General features: G+C 67.7%; 12 protein-coding genes. 6 read left to right on the top strand and 6 right to left on the bottom strand.

Annotated features, from left to right (window positions below; translation table 11 throughout):
• Positions 1-697: 697 nt before the first annotated feature.
• Complete coding sequence (locus ACLQ2U_RS11070) at positions 698-1,456, top strand: class I SAM-dependent methyltransferase (protein WP_425750486.1); 759 nt, start codon at positions 698-700, stop codon at positions 1,454-1,456.
• 532 nt (positions 1,457-1,988) lie between these two features.
• Here ACLQ2U_RS11070 and ACLQ2U_RS11065 read toward each other — a convergent pair.
• Positions 1,989-2,657 carry a hypothetical protein gene (locus tag ACLQ2U_RS11065; protein WP_425750485.1) on the bottom strand — a complete coding sequence of 223 codons (669 nt, stop codon included), beginning with the start codon at positions 2,655-2,657 and terminating at the stop codon, positions 1,989-1,991.
• Between the two features lie 600 nt (positions 2,658-3,257).
• Between ACLQ2U_RS11065 and ACLQ2U_RS11060 the strand changes: the two genes are divergently transcribed.
• The gene (locus tag ACLQ2U_RS11060; protein ID WP_425750484.1) at positions 3,258-3,539 is read left to right on the top strand and encodes a hypothetical protein; all 282 of its coding nucleotides are present in this window, start codon (positions 3,258-3,260) and stop codon (positions 3,537-3,539) included.
• Between the two features lie 143 nt (positions 3,540-3,682).
• On the opposite strand, the gene ACLQ2U_RS11055 is transcribed toward ACLQ2U_RS11060, so the two are convergent.
• Both ACLQ2U_RS11055 and ACLQ2U_RS11050 read right to left on the bottom strand, forming a co-directional pair.
• On the bottom strand, positions 3,683-4,021 hold the full coding sequence (locus tag ACLQ2U_RS11055) for a hypothetical protein (protein ID WP_425750483.1): 339 nt from the start codon (positions 4,019-4,021) through the stop codon (positions 3,683-3,685).
• Between the two features lie 277 nt (positions 4,022-4,298).
• Positions 4,299-8,147, bottom strand: coding sequence for a S8 family serine peptidase (locus ACLQ2U_RS11050; RefSeq protein ID WP_425750482.1), 3,849 nt, complete (start codon positions 8,145-8,147; stop codon positions 4,299-4,301).
• Positions 8,148-8,331: 184 nt separating this feature from the next.
• On the opposite strand from ACLQ2U_RS11050, the gene ACLQ2U_RS11045 reads away from it, so the two are divergent.
• The 3 genes from ACLQ2U_RS11045 (at position 8,332) to ACLQ2U_RS11035 (ending at position 11,097) form a co-directional block, all read left to right on the top strand.
• Positions 8,332-8,814 carry a phosphotransferase gene (locus ACLQ2U_RS11045; RefSeq protein ID WP_425750481.1) on the top strand — a complete coding sequence of 161 codons (483 nt, stop codon included), beginning with the start codon at positions 8,332-8,334 and terminating at the stop codon, positions 8,812-8,814.
• A gap of 207 nt (positions 8,815-9,021) precedes the next feature.
• Positions 9,022-9,825 (top strand): phytanoyl-CoA dioxygenase, encoded by an 804-nt coding sequence (locus tag ACLQ2U_RS11040; protein ID WP_425750480.1) that lies wholly within the window; start codon positions 9,022-9,024, stop codon positions 9,823-9,825.
• Positions 9,826-10,584: 759 nt separating this feature from the next.
• Positions 10,585-11,097: an NUDIX domain-containing protein gene (locus ACLQ2U_RS11035; RefSeq protein WP_425750479.1), complete on the top strand. Its 513-nt coding sequence runs from the start codon at positions 10,585-10,587 to the stop codon at positions 11,095-11,097.
• A gap of 30 nt (positions 11,098-11,127) precedes the next feature.
• Here ACLQ2U_RS11035 and ACLQ2U_RS11030 read toward each other — a convergent pair whose 3' ends face one another.
• Positions 11,128-11,478, bottom strand: coding sequence for an EamA family transporter (locus tag ACLQ2U_RS11030; protein ID WP_425750519.1), 351 nt, complete (start codon positions 11,476-11,478; stop codon positions 11,128-11,130).
• A 14-nt stretch (positions 11,479-11,492) separates the two neighbouring features.
• Between ACLQ2U_RS11030 and ACLQ2U_RS11025 the strand changes: the two genes are divergently transcribed.
• Positions 11,493-11,993 (top strand): site-specific integrase, encoded by a 501-nt coding sequence (locus ACLQ2U_RS11025; protein ID WP_425750518.1) that lies wholly within the window; start codon positions 11,493-11,495, stop codon positions 11,991-11,993.
• Between the two features lie 329 nt (positions 11,994-12,322).
• Here the strand turns inward: ACLQ2U_RS11025 and ACLQ2U_RS11020 are convergent, their stop codons facing one another.
• Both ACLQ2U_RS11020 and ACLQ2U_RS11015 read right to left on the bottom strand, forming a co-directional pair.
• Positions 12,323-12,583: a hypothetical protein gene (locus ACLQ2U_RS11020; protein ID WP_425750478.1), complete on the bottom strand. Its 261-nt coding sequence runs from the start codon at positions 12,581-12,583 to the stop codon at positions 12,323-12,325.
• Between the two features lie 224 nt (positions 12,584-12,807).
• Positions 12,808-16,224, bottom strand: coding sequence for a DEAD/DEAH box helicase family protein (locus ACLQ2U_RS11015; RefSeq protein WP_425750477.1), 3,417 nt, complete (start codon positions 16,222-16,224; stop codon positions 12,808-12,810).
• Between the last annotated feature and the right edge of the window lie 34 nt (positions 16,225-16,258).

Below are 16,258 nucleotides of genomic sequence, written 5' to 3'. Positions count from 1 at the left end.
ACAGGTCTTGTGGTGAGTGATTGCATGCATCGGGGGCACGTGACGAACTCGATGTTGGCGAGTCGGTCGCCTGCGTCACGCATGCGCCGCAGCCGAGCGTGCGCGTCGTCGGCGACGGCATAGCCGGCACCCGGCGTCGCACCCGTCCGGTCAGCCCTCGCCGTCCGGCACGTCGAGTGAGTCGCGCTGGAGCACTCGATGTGCGTGCCGTCCGGGCCGCGTAAAGGGGCTCTTCGTCATTGGGCATGGTTGGGTCGTTGCCGGCAGGGCCTTGACCCGTCGGCGACGAGTACGCGAGCACCTGCTGACGCCAGGCGCGCAGGATCCAGCCGAGCCGGGCGACTTCGGAGATCGGGTAGCTCGGGAACGAGACGATGACCTGCTCGACGATCTCGTGGCCGGGGGTGCTCTTGGCGGCGCGGGGCCGAATGCAGCTGCTGGTAGCGCGACCAGGGCGACGGTGACCTCCCTGCCGGGGTCGCAGCCCGCAGGTAGGCGTTGAGCTTCGCGAGCTGTCGCTCGGTGACGCCTCCTGCGCCGTGGCCAGTAGCCCGCAGATCTTGTCGGGCGGGTCGTCGGTGAAGCTCCGGTCGCACAGGCACCTTGTGGGGTGACGCGACGACGAATATCGTCCCGATGTATCGGCGTGATATATCGGGACGGCGCTTGCGGTCGCCCGGCTAACTCGGGAGGTGCGATGAGGTCGATCGACTACGACACGGAGCAGTACCAGGACTACGCGCGCGGCCGCGCGCTCACCCAGCAGCAACTGCATGTATGGATCGGCGCCTTTGAAGCGGTACTGCCCGAGCGGCGTCCGCTGGCGGGGCTGGACGTCGGCTCAGGGACCGGCAGGTTCACCCCCGCGCTGGCAGGAGCGTTCGGGCCAGTCACCGGCGTCGAGCCGTCGTTCCGCATGCGCGAGGTTGCGCAGACGCAGTCCCAGCATCCCGGTGTGCGGTATCTGGCAGGCACCGCCGAGGACATGCCAGTGCCGTCCGGCAGCGCCGACTACGCTCTCATGTTCTTGTCCTGGCACCACGTCCAGGACAAGCCCCGGGCAGCCCGGGAGCTGGCCAGGGTGCTCCGGCCCGGCGGGCGGCTGCTACTGCGCGCGAATTTCAGCGACCACCATCCCCGGCCGTGGTGGCTGGAGTACTTCCCCCGCGGTTACGAGGTGGACGCCTCGCTGTTTCAGCCGCTGCACGAGGTCATCGCGACGTTCACGTCGGTCGGCTGGCGCGTTGCCAGCTTCGGCACGGTCACCGAGCCGTCCTTGGGCACCTGCGGCGACATGCTCGAACGGCTGCGCCTGCGCACCCTCTCGTTCTTCGCCCAGCTCAGTCCCGACGAACTGGAGGCCGGCTTCCGCCGACTGGAGCAGGCTGTTGCCGCAGACCCCGGCGCACCAGCGCCTGTGTTTGCTGAGCCGCTGCTCACGCTGGAACTGCGCTAATGCGTACAGGCCGATGTCCACCAGCAGGCCGGCCTCGGCCACCGGCGGCAGCACGGCGAGAACAAACAGCGTCGCCAACCGGCTCCGCGTCGATTCCACGACCGCTCCTCGCGCCTTCGGCCCAGGGTCTTGCTGCAGGATCCTGCGGATCCGGCCCGTCAGGGCACTCCGGCACGGCGCGAGTAGATGTGCGCTGCCGCTGAGCGGGGGGTGCCCACGAGATCCGGAGACAAGGGGCTCTGTTGCGCGGCAGCCATCGCCCCAGGGCCTAGCCGCCGGGTAGGTCGACCATCGCAAGAGGCTGCCCTCGGCGACTCTCCGTTGCGATCAAGCAGCCCCAGCGGCGGGGCGTGCATCCATGGATGCATGAAAACGCCCCTCTGGTCGCTCATTCTCGATGACCAGAAGGACGTTTTCCCTGCTCAACCGCTGTGCGCTCGAAGGGACTCGAACCCCTAACCTTCTGATCCGTAGCCTGGGCGAGAATGTCCGGCTCGGTGCAGCATGGTCGGCAACTGCTGTTGGCAGCCCCTCACTTGTCCACTTCTGCCTCGTCCCGTCCATCTCCGTTGCTGTCATCCGTTGCTGTCACTACGCCTCCAATCGTCGACGTCAGCTCCGCAAGCAGCTTGTCCGAAGGCCGCAGCGGCGCGAGCAGATCTTGCACGTACGCCGCGCGCTGTTCGCGATCGGCGTTCTGCCACCACTCGTCCGGACGGGTGAGGTGGTGGCGGATCAACTCCACGCGCCCCGCGTGAGCCTCAGCTCGACGCCACCCCTGCCAACCCCGCCTAGCGACACGCGGCCGTCCCGCCAGGGCGCACAGCACGGCGGTAACGACAAAGAAAAATAGCCAGGCGATCCATGTGGCCTCGGCGTCGACCTCCTCGGGCAGGCGCGGATCGACCAAGCCCTTGGGATCTCGGATTACCGTGACAGATTGGCCCACTCTCCCTTCTGGATTATCCGAGGCGCCAACGGTGCTTCCGGGCCATGTTCCCAACTCTCCCGAGATACGCCGACCGTCCGGATCCGCGAGGGTGTAGTAGATGTGGCGACCCTTTTCCGTGCCGTCCCGCAGGGAAATGACAGTGGCTTCGACCTGTTCACCGCGCTGCGCGAGCACTGTTGACGACAGTCCCATGGCGGACATGAACATGAGAAGAGCGCCGACCACCCAAGCCGCGACCAGCAGGACCATGCGGGGAGGCCATGCGGGCGCGGTCACCAGCGAGGCCACCACGAGGGCAGCGGACCACAGCAGGGTGCCGGGAAGCGCCACAACGTCGCCTCGGAACCAGGTTGTTCCCCCAACGCCCCGATTGCCGCCGCGACGGTGAACACGACCAGGTACGTCGTTCCCAGCCGGTTCACGAGCTGGAGATCACGGATGCGTCGCATGAGCGCAGAATAGGCTCGGCGCGCAAAGGCGCGCGTACTTCGCCCGGTGTAGTGCCGTGATCGGCGCATTACGAGATCAAGTTGCCCACGTCGGTCTACCTGCCCGAGCCCCGCCTGGCCTGCGAAAATCCCTCTCGGCATCTCTCAGTGTCGGTGGTCGCGATCCAGCCTCTTGAGGACTAGATTAGGACTGATGCAGGGCGGCGCCGCCATTTGATCAGTAGATTCCCAAGACCACGTCAAGGCCATCTGGTGCGGTTCACCTCGCCCTGGTCCTCGGCGGCTCGGCAACTCCATCGGTTCGGTCCCGTCCGGTCCCGTCCGCCCCGGTGGCTCCCATCTGTGGCTCCCATCTGCCGGCTTGATCGGGCACAACCCCATCGCCAGTACGATCGCGGCCATGAGCGGCGGAGGGCAGCCAGACCTAGACGAGATCGAGGAGCGTTTTGCTGCTGTTGCGGAAGGTCATATTAGTCGAGATGACGCTGACCGGTGGGCTGCGCGGTGGGTCACCGATGACGAGCTCCGTTGGGATGACCTGCGCTGGTGGGCACTGAACAGACTCTTCGGCATCGACCTACCTGCAGCACCGAACAACGGCTACCTTCACAACGACGAGCAGGTACGCGAGTGGCTCCTGGAGCTGCGGCGACGGCGCGCGACGCAGTCGCCGCTGACCTGACCCCTGCTTTGCAAAGATCAAGACGCTGTCGGCCGGCGTCGGCCGGTCCCGCTGACCTGCGCGAGTCGTCGGCCGGTGTAGCTCTCCCCCGGCCCGTGTCGGCCGGCTTGGCTGTACTGATGGCTGTACAGCCAGGCGGCGTCCTACTCGTCGAGCGGTTCGTCACTCCACCGGAACGACGCCTCACCGCCACGAATGTGAAGGATGAAGTCGGCGACCTCCTGGCCGTCCGGCTTGACCAAAGCGACCGTCTGGCAGATCTGAGCCTGGACCGCCTCCCAGGCGTCAACGTCCAGGTCGCCGGCCGAGTCCACCAGCTCGACCTCGCGCTGGAAGAGCGGCGCTAGCTCGGCAAAGCCCGGTTCTGGTTCGAACTGCCCTGCAAACCACGGCTGATCGACGCCGTGCGCGCGAATCTGGGCGACGACCTCCCCACCTTGACGGAGCTGCCAGAGCTGGGCGTCCTTGTGGTCATCAGGCATGGCCGAACCTTAGAGCACCGTCAGTTTGGAAGAGTGCGTTCAGGTGGTCGTGATGCCCGAAACGCCTGCTGCCACCGTCAGGCGCGTCGACCTCTCATGCCCGCTCGTGACCGCTCGGCCTCACGACTACTGGCCCGTGGATGGCCCGCGCTGGTGCACGATGGGTGTGAGCAGATTCGCGGAAGCTGTCGTGCTCGGGCTCGCTTCGTAGTGGCGGAAAGACGCGGCTCCCCCGCCGCGGTCGGACGGGGGAGCCGGTCGGAAGCTGCCGACGAGGTCAGTAGACCTTGAAGCTCCGCCAGGGGCTCAAGCCCCCGGCGTGGTCGGTGTCGGCGGGCTTGTACACCCGGTAGTAGTACGTGCCCCTGCTGGCCGGCTTGAGGTAGAACGCGTACGTGCTCGACGACGTGAGCGTCTTGCTCGTGACGTTCTGCCACGAACCGCTGACCAGGCGCTGCAGGTAGACCGTCTGCCCGGCGTGGCTGGGCGAGACCGAACCGTAGAGGGCCACGGTGCCGCCGAGGGCGAACGAGGTCTTCGACAGCGTCGCGCTCACCGCCGTCGCCACGGTCACCGTCCGCACACTGCTGACGGTGCCGGTGTACGTGGAAGAACCGCGGTAGATCCACTCGTAGCTGATGCCCTTGGCCGGCTTGTGGCTGTATTTGAGCGCCCCGTAGGTGCCGCTGGTCACGGTGGCCATCAGCGTGAACGAGGAAGCGCCCTTGTACTTGCCGTACACCTGCACGGGCTGACCGGCGAGACCGGCGCCGTTGTCCTTGCGGGTCAGCGTGCCGGTCAGGGTCACCGTGCCGCCGTAGGTCAACGCGGTGACGTTGCTGCTGATGGTGGCGCCGGTGCCGAGCAGCGTGACCGTCGGACCCGAGCTGAGCAGGCCGGAGCGGTCGCGCACCCACACCCGGAAGGTGTAGGTGGTACCGGCGACCAGACCGGTGGCGGTGACCGAGGTGCCGGTGCCCGCGTACACCGCGGTGCCCGTGCTGGGCGAGGACGGCGCGGTGGTGCCGGCGGCGGACCGCACGATGACCTGGTCCAGGTCGGTGATGGCCGGCAGGGTCCACGCCAGCGTGGCGGCCTGGACCCAGCCCACGGCCCTCAGGTTGCCGACCGCGGGCGGCGCGACGTTCACCGTACGGAAGGTGCTGCTGAACTTCTCCGCCTGCGCGGCGCCCGAGCTGTCCTTGAGGCCGTTCACGGTGATCCGGTACGACGTGTTGTCCTGCAACGCCGCGGTCGGGCTCACGGTCACGGTGCTGCCGCTGACCGACAGGTCCGCAGCCACGGCCGCCCCGGTCTTGCCGTTGACCAGCCGCACGGTGGACGAGGTCACCGAGGCCGGGTCCACGTCCCGGGCGAAGGTCACGGTCGGCTTGGCCGCGACCGGCACGCCGGTGCCGAAGTCGGCCGGAGACACGCCCTGCACCCAGCGCTGCTCGCCCACCGGGCTCGGCTTGGCGCCGTTGTAGGCCAGGACCAGGCCGTAGTTGTAGTTGGCGGTGACGACGTCGATCTTGTTGTCGCCGTCGATGTCGCCGAGGGCCATGCCCTGCGGGCTGGTGTGCGTGGCGTACCCCATGTCGGAGAAGCCCGGCGCACCGAACGAACCGTCCGCCTGCTGCGGGAGGACGGCGACCGAGGTGCTCTGCAGCGTCACCACGTCGTTGCGGCCATCGCCGTTCACGTCGGCGGACTCGACCGGCTCGGGCAGGTCGCCGGACGGGAACAGCTGGGGCCCGGCCAGGGTGCCGTCCGCGTTCTGCCACAGGACGGCGACGTTGGCGGCCGGCGTGTTCAGGTACAGCGTGGTGACGATGTCGGCGCGACCGTCGTTGGAGACGTCGGCGACCTCGATCCCCTCGATGCCCCAGGTGCCGGAGTAGACCAGGTGGTCGGTGCGGTTCCAGCCGGCGTCGGTGCGGTGCCAGACCCGCACGGTCTTGTCCAGGAAGCCCACCACGTCCATGCGGCCGTCGCCGTCGGCGTCGCCGACCTCCAGCTCCGGGCTGGCCTCAGCCGCCACCGTCGAAACGGTGAAGGTGTGGTCCGCCTCCTGGGTCAGCAGCTTGATTCCGGCGCTGGTGACCACCAGGTCGGTGTCGCCGTCGCCGTCCATGTCGGCGGCGGTGATGGCGGAGCTGTCGGCGGTGCCATCGATCGTGCCGGTCGACTCCAGCGTGCCGCTGTCGGTTTGCCGGAAGAGCTCCACACCCGCGCTGCTGGTCAGGGCGACATCCTGCTTGCCGTCACCGTTCGCGTCGAGCACGGCGAGGGCGGCTGCGTCCCCGTACTTCAGGCCGGTGGCGTACTTAACCGGCACGTCGAGGGTGCCATCCGACTTCTGGGCGTAGACGAAGAGCTTGTAGTCGTTGACGGCGTCGAAGTAGAAACCGGTCGCCATCACCACGTCGTTGCGGCCGTCGCCGGTAAGATCGCCGATGGCCACGGTGCTCGGCCACGACCCGGTCGTCTTCGCCTGGTACGGCCCGAACATCGGCGCGGTGGCGCTGGCCAGCGACAGGGTGTAGGACCGGGTGTCGAGGGCGCCGTTGTAGTTGCGCACCGAGACGTAGTAGGTGCCAGCCTCGATCTTGCCGGAGACCTTCTCGGGACTGCCGGCCGCGTACGCGTCGGACTCGCCGACCAGGCGCAGGTTGCTGTCGTAGACGGCGAGGACCGGGTCGACGTTCTGCGACCGGGTCTCGTCGTACGCGGGCGGGGTCACCGTCACGTTGACGGCCTTGAGCCCGTCGACGGAGAACCTGTACCAGTCGACGTCGCCCTCGGCGCCGATGGTGCCGGTGGCCGAGGCTCCGAGCGCGGTCGCCCGGGCCGGCACGTCGTTGGGCTCGTTCGCACCGAGGGACGGGGCCGGGAACTCCGGCGCCCAGGTGCCGCCGACCGCGGCGTACGCGTCAAGGACGCCCCAGCCGTAGTACGGGTCGATGCCGCGCGGGCCGGCGTCGCGGGCGTTCTTCCGAATCTGGTCGAGCACCTGGGCCGGGGTCAGCGACGGGTAGAGCGTGCGGACCAGCGCCGCGGTGCCCGAGACGATCGGGGCGGAGAACGAGGTGCCGTCGCCGATGTAGTAGTCGGAGCCGAGGCCGGTGGAGACGATGCCGGCGCCGGGGGCGGCCACGTCGATCCAGTCGCCGTACGAGCTGAAGTCGGTGAGCTTGCCGGCGGCGTCGGTGGCGGCAACCGAGATGACCTCGGGGTACGCCGCCGGGTACTGGGCCCGCCCGTCGCCGTCGTTGCCGGCGGCCACCACGATCACGGCGCCCTTGCCGGACGCGTACACGATGGCGTCGTGCAGGGCGACGCTGTCGTACTCGCCGCCGAGCGACATGTTGATGATCCTGGCACCGTGGTCGGCGGCCCAGCTGACGCCCTCGGCGACGTCCGAGTCGTACCCGGAGCCGTCCGAGCCGAGGACCTTGACCGGCATGATCCGGGCGGTCCACGCGGCGCCCGCGACGCCGATGCCGTTGTTGGTGTTGGCTGCCGCGATGCCGGCCACCATCGTGCCGTGGCCGTTGTTGTCGGCCGGCGAAGTGCCCGGGGTGATGGCGTTGTAACCGGCCACCGTCCGCCCGGTCAGGTCCGGGTGGGCGGTGTTCACCCCGGTGTCGACCACCGCGATGATCTGGCTGGTGGAACCCTTGGTCCGGTCCCAGGCCTGCGGCAGCCGCACAGTGTTCAGGTAGGACTGGTCACCGTAGACGTACCCCGGATCGTTCGGTGCGACGGTGGCCTTGCGCTTGTAGTCGAGGCTGACGCTGGCGACCGCCGGGTCCGTGCGCAGGGTGCGCATCAGGTCGACGGCGGAGCCCTCGCCGCGCACCTTGACCCAGCGGGTCCCGGCGACCTCGGACGAGGCTCGGACGTCACGGCGGGACAGGACGCGGTCCTTCGCCGACCTGGTGGCGTCGGGCTTGAAGCGAACCAGGACGGCGTTCGGGTCGAAGTCGCGTTCCTTCACGTCACGCGAGCGTTCCGGGCGCGGCAGCTGCTTGGCACTGAACGTGTGGTCGGGTGACTGCGCGGCGTAGGCGAAGTAACCGCTGGGGACGATCGCCCCGGTGACGGCCAATGCGAGCGCAGCCACCGCCGAGCGGCGGAGTGGCAATGAAACCCCCGTTATAAGGGATGTAGAAGACCGCAGCCGATGGCACCGGCCTGCAGGCGCTCGCAGTCTTCCAGAGAAGGAGCCGCCGCACCAGCCACAAACGGTTGTCCTCGAGCTGGCCGAAACGCCGGGGCGTAGGCGTCGAGTTGCTATGGTCATCGCCGTGATCGAGGAGCTGACGCAGGACTATCTCCGGGCGGTCGACCAGGCACTGCCCGGCTACGTCATCCACGGTGATCCGGGTCCCTTCAACACGATCTTTCAGGGTGGCCTTCCGGTCGCCTTCATCGACTGGGATTCATGCCGCCCTGGCGATCGACTCGATGACCTCGGCTACATGGCGTGGACCTGGTGCATTCAATCGCAGGGCCACGTACCGATAGAGGGCCAGGCCCGCCACCTTCGTGAGCTACGCGACGGATACGGCGACATTGAGCCCGAGTCGCTGATTCGGGCCATCGTGCGCAGGCAGACCGAGGTCGCCGAGGCGGAGGAAGCGAACCTGCGCAACCCCCGACACACCCCAGAGCGGCGGCGCCACGCCGAGTGGGCGATCGCCTGGGCGGGGGCGGACCACGAACTGGTCGCGCGACACGAGAAGGACCTGCTCACCGCCTTGGACGAGCGGCGGCGGCCTGGGGATTAGAAGAAGATCAGCGCTGAATGGTCGCGCGGCGGTACCCCTGGTCAGCCCGTCCGTGATTGTCGGGCAACGTCGGCATGAGTGTGGGGCTTTGGCTGTACGGATGGCTGTATGCGTCGCTGGCATTGAAACCGCAGGCTGTAGGACCGGGTTCGGGGGGCGTGCGCTAAATGGCTTGAGCCGCTGCTGTCGATCCACGATGGTCACCGCATGGATGCAGCTCTCGTTCAGCGTTTCGTCGAGGATGGGTTCGTCAAGCTTGACCAGGCGGTGCCGCACGATGTGATCGACGCGTGTGTTGACCTGCTGTGGGCCGAGACGGGTGCAGAACCCGACGACCCGTCGACATGGACGCAGCCGGTCGTCTGGGTTGGGGGTATGAGCCAGGAGCCATTCGTTCAGGCCGTGAACGCCCCAGTCCTGCACGACGCGTTCGATGCGCTGGTGGGGCCGGGCCGGTGGGCCGCGCGGGACTCGATCGGGTCGTTTCCTTTGCGGTTCCCGCACCTGGTGGAGCCGCCGGACGCAGGTTGGCACATCGAGGGCAGCTATGAAGTTCCAGGAACCGCCGGCTACTGGACGAACATCCACTCCAGGGCGCGAGTGCTGCTCATGCTGTTCCTCTTCACCGAGGTGGACGAGGGTGATGCGCCGACGCGGATCAGGGTCGGGTCGCACTGGGACGTGCCGCCGGTGCTGCTGCCCTACGGCGAACGAGGGGAGCATGGGAATCGGCTGAGCCCGCAGGTCGACGCAGCCTCGGCGCATCGGCCGGTGTCCCTCGCCACTGGTGGTCCCGGAGACGTTTACGTTTGCCACCCGTTCCTGGTGCATGCGGCGCAGCCGAACCACGGCCGTAGACCTCGCTTCCTCGGGCAGCCGGCGCTGCCACCGCCGCCGGCCTTCGAACGCCGGCCCTTCGACCTCACCGTGGCTGACAACGAACCCTCGCCCGTCGGGCGAACCATCCGCGATGCGCTTCAGAACCGGCGCATCGAGCAGAAGAGAGCGTGACGGCAGCGCCTGTTCGGACGGAACACGCCTGAGGCACGCCCTCGTCGGGCATCGTCGTAGACCGTCCAGGCTCCCTCGCGGCAGGTGACCGCCAGACTGCCCCCGTCCCCCGGATAGGTGCCAAGGACTGCGGCGCGCGGTCGGGGTCAAGGGTGGCCGTAGGCCATCGGCGTGCCGACGCGCAGCGCCCTTGACGTCGGCCGGGTGGCGTAGAGGATCGGGCACCGGGGGGATGGGTCACGCCCTGGTCCTCGTCGTCATCGAACCGCGGACAGCGCCCACGCGACTCGGAGGCAAGCAGCTCTGCTGCGCGGCAGCGATCGCCCCGCCCTCGATGGAGAGCACCCCGACGGCGATCGTCCCGCCTCAGCCCTTCCTGTCCTTGGTGCTCCGCCAGCCTGGCCGGCCGGCCCGGCCGATGCCGGCCGGAGGTCGCCAGCAGGCCGGGGCCGGGCCGGCGCGGCCCGCTTGCGGGCCGCCTTGATCTGATAGAGCGGAATTCGGCAGTGCGGCGTGTCAGGCGTGTGTCCCGTCACGGGACATGCTTGACGCTCACGTCCCACCTGATGCCCGACATGATCCTCAAAGGGCGCCGCGGAAGCCTTCACGGTCCGCGACACGGGCGCGCATCGCGGCATGGCCGAACCGCCGGCGATGGGCTGCCACGCCCCGTAGCGATCGGATCGCGGCAGATCCGGACGTCTGGGCGTCCCCTTTGGCTGGAGCGAGCTTGTCCTATCCCTGTGCTCTGATCCCGTCATGCATGTCGTCGTCACAGGCGCACTCGTTGAAAACGGCGCGGTCCTGCTAGTACACCGCAGGCCGACCAAACGGGCATACCCAGATGTCTGGGATCTGCCCGGGGGGCAGGTCGAAGCGGGTGAGTCGGAACTACAAGCCCTCGCGCGTGAGATGCACGAGGAGCTCGGTGTTCACATTGTGGCGGAGTCCGCTTCACGGTTGGGCGTCTTGCATGCCGGCAGTGGTGAGGACGCCGTTCACGTGGGCGTCTGGCAAATTGGAGACTGGGTTGGCTCTCCGACCAACCGTGCACCTGACGAGCATGACGACATCGCATGGGTCGGGATCAGCGAGCTGGGCGGCCTTCCCCTCGTGCATGGCGTCTTGGCGGCAATGGTTCGTTCTCTGCCTGAGTTTGAGTGCGCCCGCAGGCACTCAGATGTCACCGACTGTAACCAGGACGACCGAGGAACCAAGGCCGACTGTCGTGCATGTGCTGGGACGGATTCGTCAAGCAGGTGGTGGGACTAGACACGCACATCAGCTGTCGGATCACAGCTCCTACCGCTTCTCGGCCGACCGCTTCCGGGTGAGGGTGACCCCGGCAAGGACCAGCGCGATGCCGGCCGCGATCGCGGCGGTGATGGCTTCGTGGAGGATGAGCCATCCGAGGATCACGGCGACGATGGGCAGGAGGTAGGTGACCACTGATGCGGCGGTCGGGCCTTCGTCATCAACGATGCGGTAGTTCAGGACGTAGGCGGCTCCGGTGCCGAGTGCGCCGAGGACGAGCAGGCTTGCGACGGCGTCGAGTCGCCATGTCGGTGATTCGAGCCCGGCGAATGGCAACGCTAGGGCTAGCAGGACTGTGGCTGCGCCGAGCTGGGCCGCCGACAGCATGAGCGGAGGGATTCCGCGGTGAGGCGCTGGCGCTGCGATGGGTCGACGTGGACCTGGTCGACAACGTGCTCCGCGTTCGGCAGTCGCTGCAACGCACCGGCGGTGAGCTCCGGTTCGGGCCGGTGAAGACGGACGGCTCAGAGCGGGCCGTGGCTCTGCCGCTCAGTCTGGTCGACGTGCTGCGCGGTCATCGGGCGCTGCAACGGACGGAGCGGGAGGCGGCCGGGGACCGCTGGCAAGAGCATGGATTGCTGTTCACCACGAAGATCGGCATTCCGATCGAGCCCCGCAACATCAATCGGCACTTCGACCAGTTGTGCGAGCGGGCGGGAGTCCGGCGCATTCGCGTGCATGACTTGCGTCATTCGTGCGCGACGCTGCTTTACGACCAGGGCGTGCCGCTCGAACGGATTCAGGACGTGCTCGGGCACAGCTCCCCTACGGTCACCAAGTCGATCTACGTGGAGGCGACACGCCGGGTGCAGCAGGACTCGGTCGACCGGCTCGGCTTCCTCTTCGACGCGTAGGCGTAGGGGTCAGCCGTGGGGGTCAGACGGATCAAGGGCCGGTCTCCCGTGATGGGAAACCGGCCCTTGACCTGCTGTGCGCCCGAAGGGACTCGAACCCCTAACCTTCTGATCCGTAGTCGGAAGGATAGGGTGGCCCTGACCTGCAGTTATGCGGGTGTGTCCGGATTCGGTATGTAGCAGTGTCGACGGAACGTGACGCTAGACAGCGGTTCCGTCCCCCAAGGTGCCACTTGAGTGGCACGGTTCGATGTAGATATATCGATCGGCCGGGCGCCTGTCGTGACCGCCGCCTGGCCGGGCTTCACCGATCAATCCGCTGGTCCAGGTCAGTCGCTCGCTTCTTGATCTGTTGGCGAGCTATCTGCCGCTCGACGCGCCTGACTCACCAGGGACTCGATCACCACCGACGGGTTGACGCCGCGGCGGTCGGCCTCCTTGGCCACCCACATGCCGTCGGCGGGGCCGAGCCGCGCCGGGAACACCATCACCACCGGGCGAGGCTCGTACTCCACCTCCACCTCGCCTTGGGCGATCAATTCGGTCCACGGCGCGTTCAACGCCCACTGCTCTTCAGGAGTCAGTTTCACGGTCGCCTCCGAGTATCCGTCCGGCCCACTTCCGTCTCATTCTTCAGCGGCCCGCCCGCAACTACCAGGACAAAGTCACTGTTTGCTGCCAGCGTGGCGGCGGGGCCGGCTGATGCCAGCCGAAGGTCGCCAGCAAGCCCGGGCCGCGCCGGCGCGGCGCGCTGCCGGGCCGCGTTGATCGAACTCAATCGAGGGAGGTGAGCGGCTGCTTGTCCTCGCCTGGCTTAAGCCACTTCGGCCGCAGGGGCGGCGGTGTCTCGGACTGAGTTGAGGATCGCCACCAACTGGTCCACATCGGCGGACGGGAAGATCGACTCCGGCCCGAGCGGGGCGATCTCATTGAACGGAGATTCGTAGAGCCGGTCGGGCTCCATGACGCCGTTTTGGGTCAAGTTGGCAATGATTAGGTTGACGAAGTTGATCTGGTTCGCGGTCAGGGTGCGGCCGGCGAGGAACTCGCCGAACGCCTCGGCGGCCGCTTCCCTGTCAAGCCCGACCAGCGAGCGGATGAACAGGCCGAGCCCATGGGCCGAGCGGCGGGCCTCGTCGATGTCCTCAGTGCCGCCGCCGCTGGCCGCCAGCATTCGTTCCAACTCGTCGAGGTCGGTCGGAGAGAGCTGCTTGTTGCGGCGTAGCTTCTGCAGCGCCAGGTGGTCCTCGTGGGCACGCAGGTACACCCGCGCCTTTGCGCGGAACCGCTCGAAGTCCGTGCCGATCTTGATGTCGTTCAGCGTGATGACGGTGGGCTGACCGAGCTCGTCGGTGAAGTCGGTGTAGACGATGGCCCGCTTGGACCTCTCGATCAGCTTGACCAGTCCGCGGAGGCGGCGGCGCATCAGCTCCAGCATCGGCAGGGTGACGTCCTGCCACCATTCGTCGCCGGCGACCTCGTCGAGGAGCTGCTGCTGCTCGCGGACCGCCGGGATGCTGGTCTGCTCCAGCAGCGTCGAGGCGATGTCCTGCACCTGCCGGCGCAGCCTGTCGTAGGCGGGTTCCACGTCGAGCTGGCCGAGCTGGAGGCGCAGCACCATCAGGTCGAACCGCTTGGCGGCCTCGTCCTCGTCCTTCACGGCGGTGGGCAGGCCGGCGAGGTTGCCGCCGATCTCGTCCACGGCCTCGGGGGTGAGCCGGTGCCAGTGCTCGAAGTCGACGTAGTACTGCACCAGGCGCCGCTTGGGGCGGACGACGAAGTTGTCGAGGTGGATGTTCTCCACCCGGCGGTGGAGGTTGCGGGCGAGGTCCCAGCGCAGCGCCGCCTCGCTCTGCGTCCCGTCGCCCTCCGCCTCCGCGCCGGCGTCGGAAGGGAGGCGCTGGTCGAGGCGCCAGATCAGTTCGAGCTGGGCTTTGAACAGCCGCTCGGTCAGCGACTCCCCCAGCTTGCCCTCCACCGCCTTCGGGTTGTGGTTGAAGAACTCGAAGTTCTGGCAGAAGTCGAAGATGAAGAAGTCTTGCTTGTCCCGCCCGGGGCCGTAGAGGTCCTTGCAGAGCCGGGTGCCACGGCCGATCATCTGCCAGAACTTCGACTTCGACCGCACGATCTTGAAGAAGACCAGGTTGACGACCTCGGGTACGTCGATGCCGGTGTCGAGCATGTCCACCGAGATCGCGATGTGCGGGTCCTTCTCCTTCTCCGAGAAGGCGTCGATGAGGCTCTGCGCGTACTCGGTCTTGTGGGTGATGACCCGGGCTAGGTGGCCGCGGTGCATCGGGTACGCGAGGTCGAACCGCTTCTGGATGAAGTCGGCGTGGGCGTTGTTCTTGGCGAAGATGATGGTCTTGCCGATCCGGTCACCGCCCGCGACGTGGTGGCCGTGGGTCATCAACGTCTCCAGCACCTTGTCGACGGTGTCGGCGTTGAACAGCCACTTGTTGACCGCGTCGGGGTCGATGCTGTCCGGCGGCCCGTCCTCACCCCAGTCGAGGGCGTCCCAGGCGTCCTTCTCCTCCTCGGTGAGGTCGTCGTATCGGATGCCGTCGCGCTGGAACTTCAGCGGTACGGAGACCGCCCGCGGCGGGACGAGGAAGGCCTCGTTGACCGCGTCGTCGAGGTCGTAGTGGTCGGTGGGTACGCCGTCTTCGAGGTTGAACAGGCTGTAGGTGTTGCGGTCGATTTCGTTGCGCGGGGTCGCGGTGAGCCCAACGAGGAGGCTGTCGAACCAGGAGAAGATCGCCCGGTACTTCTGGTAAACCGAGCGGTGCGCCTCGTCGATGATGACCAGGTCGAAGTAGCCGGGGCCGAAGCGCCGCTCGCCGCTCGCGGTCTCGTTGATCAGGCCCATCATGGTCGGGTACGTCGAGACGTACACCCGGCCCTCGGTGTTCTTCTCGGTGACCAGGTTGACCGTCGCCGCGTCGGGCAGGTGCGCCTTGAACGCGTTGACCGCCTGGTTGACCAGCGCGTTTCGGTCGGCGAGGAACAGCACCCGCTTGACCCAGTTGGCGCGCATCAGCATGTCGACCAGGGCGATCACGGTGCGGGTCTTGCCGGCGCCGGTGGCCATCACGACGAGCGCTTGGCGCTGCTGCTGCGTCTCGAACGCCTCGCCGATGGCCCGGATCGCCCGGTTCTGGTAGTACCGCTCGACGATCTCCTGGTTGATGGGCGCGTTGGCGAGTGGCTTGCGGGTGTCGCGGCGCCGGACTAGGAGCTGGAGTTCGTCCTTGGTGTAGAAGCCCTGCACCGGGCGCGGGGGGTAGGCGGTGTCGTCCCAGAGCCAGGTCTCGTAGCCATTGGTGTAGAAGATGACCGGGCGCTGGCCGTACCGCTGTTCCAGGCAGTCGGCGTACAGCTTGGCTTGCTGCTTGCCCACGGTGGCATCCCGGCGAGTGCGCTTGGCCTCGACCACCGCGAGCGGCTTGCCGTCATCACCCCACAGGACGTAGTCGACATACCCGGTGCCCGTGGCGTTGGGCATACCGGTGACCTCGAACTCGCGGTCCTCCGGGCGGTCGAGCCGCCAGCCGGCCTCCCGCAGCATGAGGTCGATGTAGAGGTCGCGAGTCTGCGCCTCGTCGTAGTCGTGGTCGTCGGGGCGCGCCTCGTTGGCGGCCTTCGCGGCGGCGACCTCGGCGCGCAGCTTCGCCAACTCGGCGTCGAGAGTGGCGGACTTCTCCCGCTCGGCGGCCAGCGCCGCGTCCTGAGCGGCGAGCTTGTCAGCAAGCGCCTTCAGCTCGACCTGCGTCTGCTGCCGAACCTGCGACGGGATCGGCCTGGGGATCAGGTCCGGGTTGAAGGCCAGGGCGCTCGCCGGGACCTTCGCCTGGTCGCGCGTGTAGTGCCGGGCGATCCAGTACATGACGTGGAACAACTCGCGGACGACCGGCACCGCCTCCTTCGGCGTCACCGGCGTGCCCTTGTGGACGGCCGTGTTGCCCTGCTTGCGGATGATGTTCATCTTCGCCTGGAGGCTGTTGCCCACCAGGTTGCGCAACGACGGCTCGTGGATCATCGCCGACAGGTCGTCCTTGTACGGCTTGCTGAGCGTGCCGTCGGCCTCGAAGAGCCAGGTAAGCGCGAGTTCGAGCGCCCGCCGGGCGTAGAAGCACGAAGCTCGCGGGTCAGCAACCGCCAGCCGCTCCGCCCGCAGGGCCTCGCCAAACAGAACGGGCCACTCAGCCCGCAGGAACGCAAAGTTGCTCATCCGAGCGCCAACCCCCCACAGTCGACAGCCCTCG

This window comes from Micromonospora sp. DT47 (genome assembly GCF_049844475.1).
Taxonomy (GTDB): Bacteria; Actinomycetota; Actinomycetes; order Mycobacteriales; family Micromonosporaceae; genus Micromonospora.
Note: the sequence above shows the minus strand (reverse complement) of the source record. Positions and strands in the feature narration are given on the sequence as shown.

Excerpts from the sequence above, each read along its gene's own strand:
- ACLQ2U_RS11040 (WP_425750480.1), top strand. The coding sequence starts at position 9,022 with ATGGATGCAGCTCTCGTTCAGCGTTTCGTCGAGGATGGGTTCGTCAAG.
- ACLQ2U_RS11060 (WP_425750484.1), top strand. The coding sequence starts at position 3,258 with ATGAGCGGCGGAGGGCAGCCAGACCTAGACGAGATCGAGGAGCGTTTT.
- ACLQ2U_RS11035 (WP_425750479.1), top strand. The coding sequence starts at position 10,585 with ATGCATGTCGTCGTCACAGGCGCACTCGTTGAAAACGGCGCGGTCCTG.
- ACLQ2U_RS11070 (WP_425750486.1), top strand. The coding sequence starts at position 698 with ATGAGGTCGATCGACTACGACACGGAGCAGTACCAGGACTACGCGCGC.
- ACLQ2U_RS11055 (WP_425750483.1), bottom strand. The coding sequence starts at position 4,021 with ATGCCTGATGACCACAAGGACGCCCAGCTCTGGCAGCTCCGTCAAGGT.
- ACLQ2U_RS11015 (WP_425750477.1), bottom strand. The coding sequence starts at position 16,224 with ATGAGCAACTTTGCGTTCCTGCGGGCTGAGTGGCCCGTTCTGTTTGGC.
- ACLQ2U_RS11065 (WP_425750485.1), bottom strand. The coding sequence starts at position 2,657 with ATGGTCCTGCTGGTCGCGGCTTGGGTGGTCGGCGCTCTTCTCATGTTC.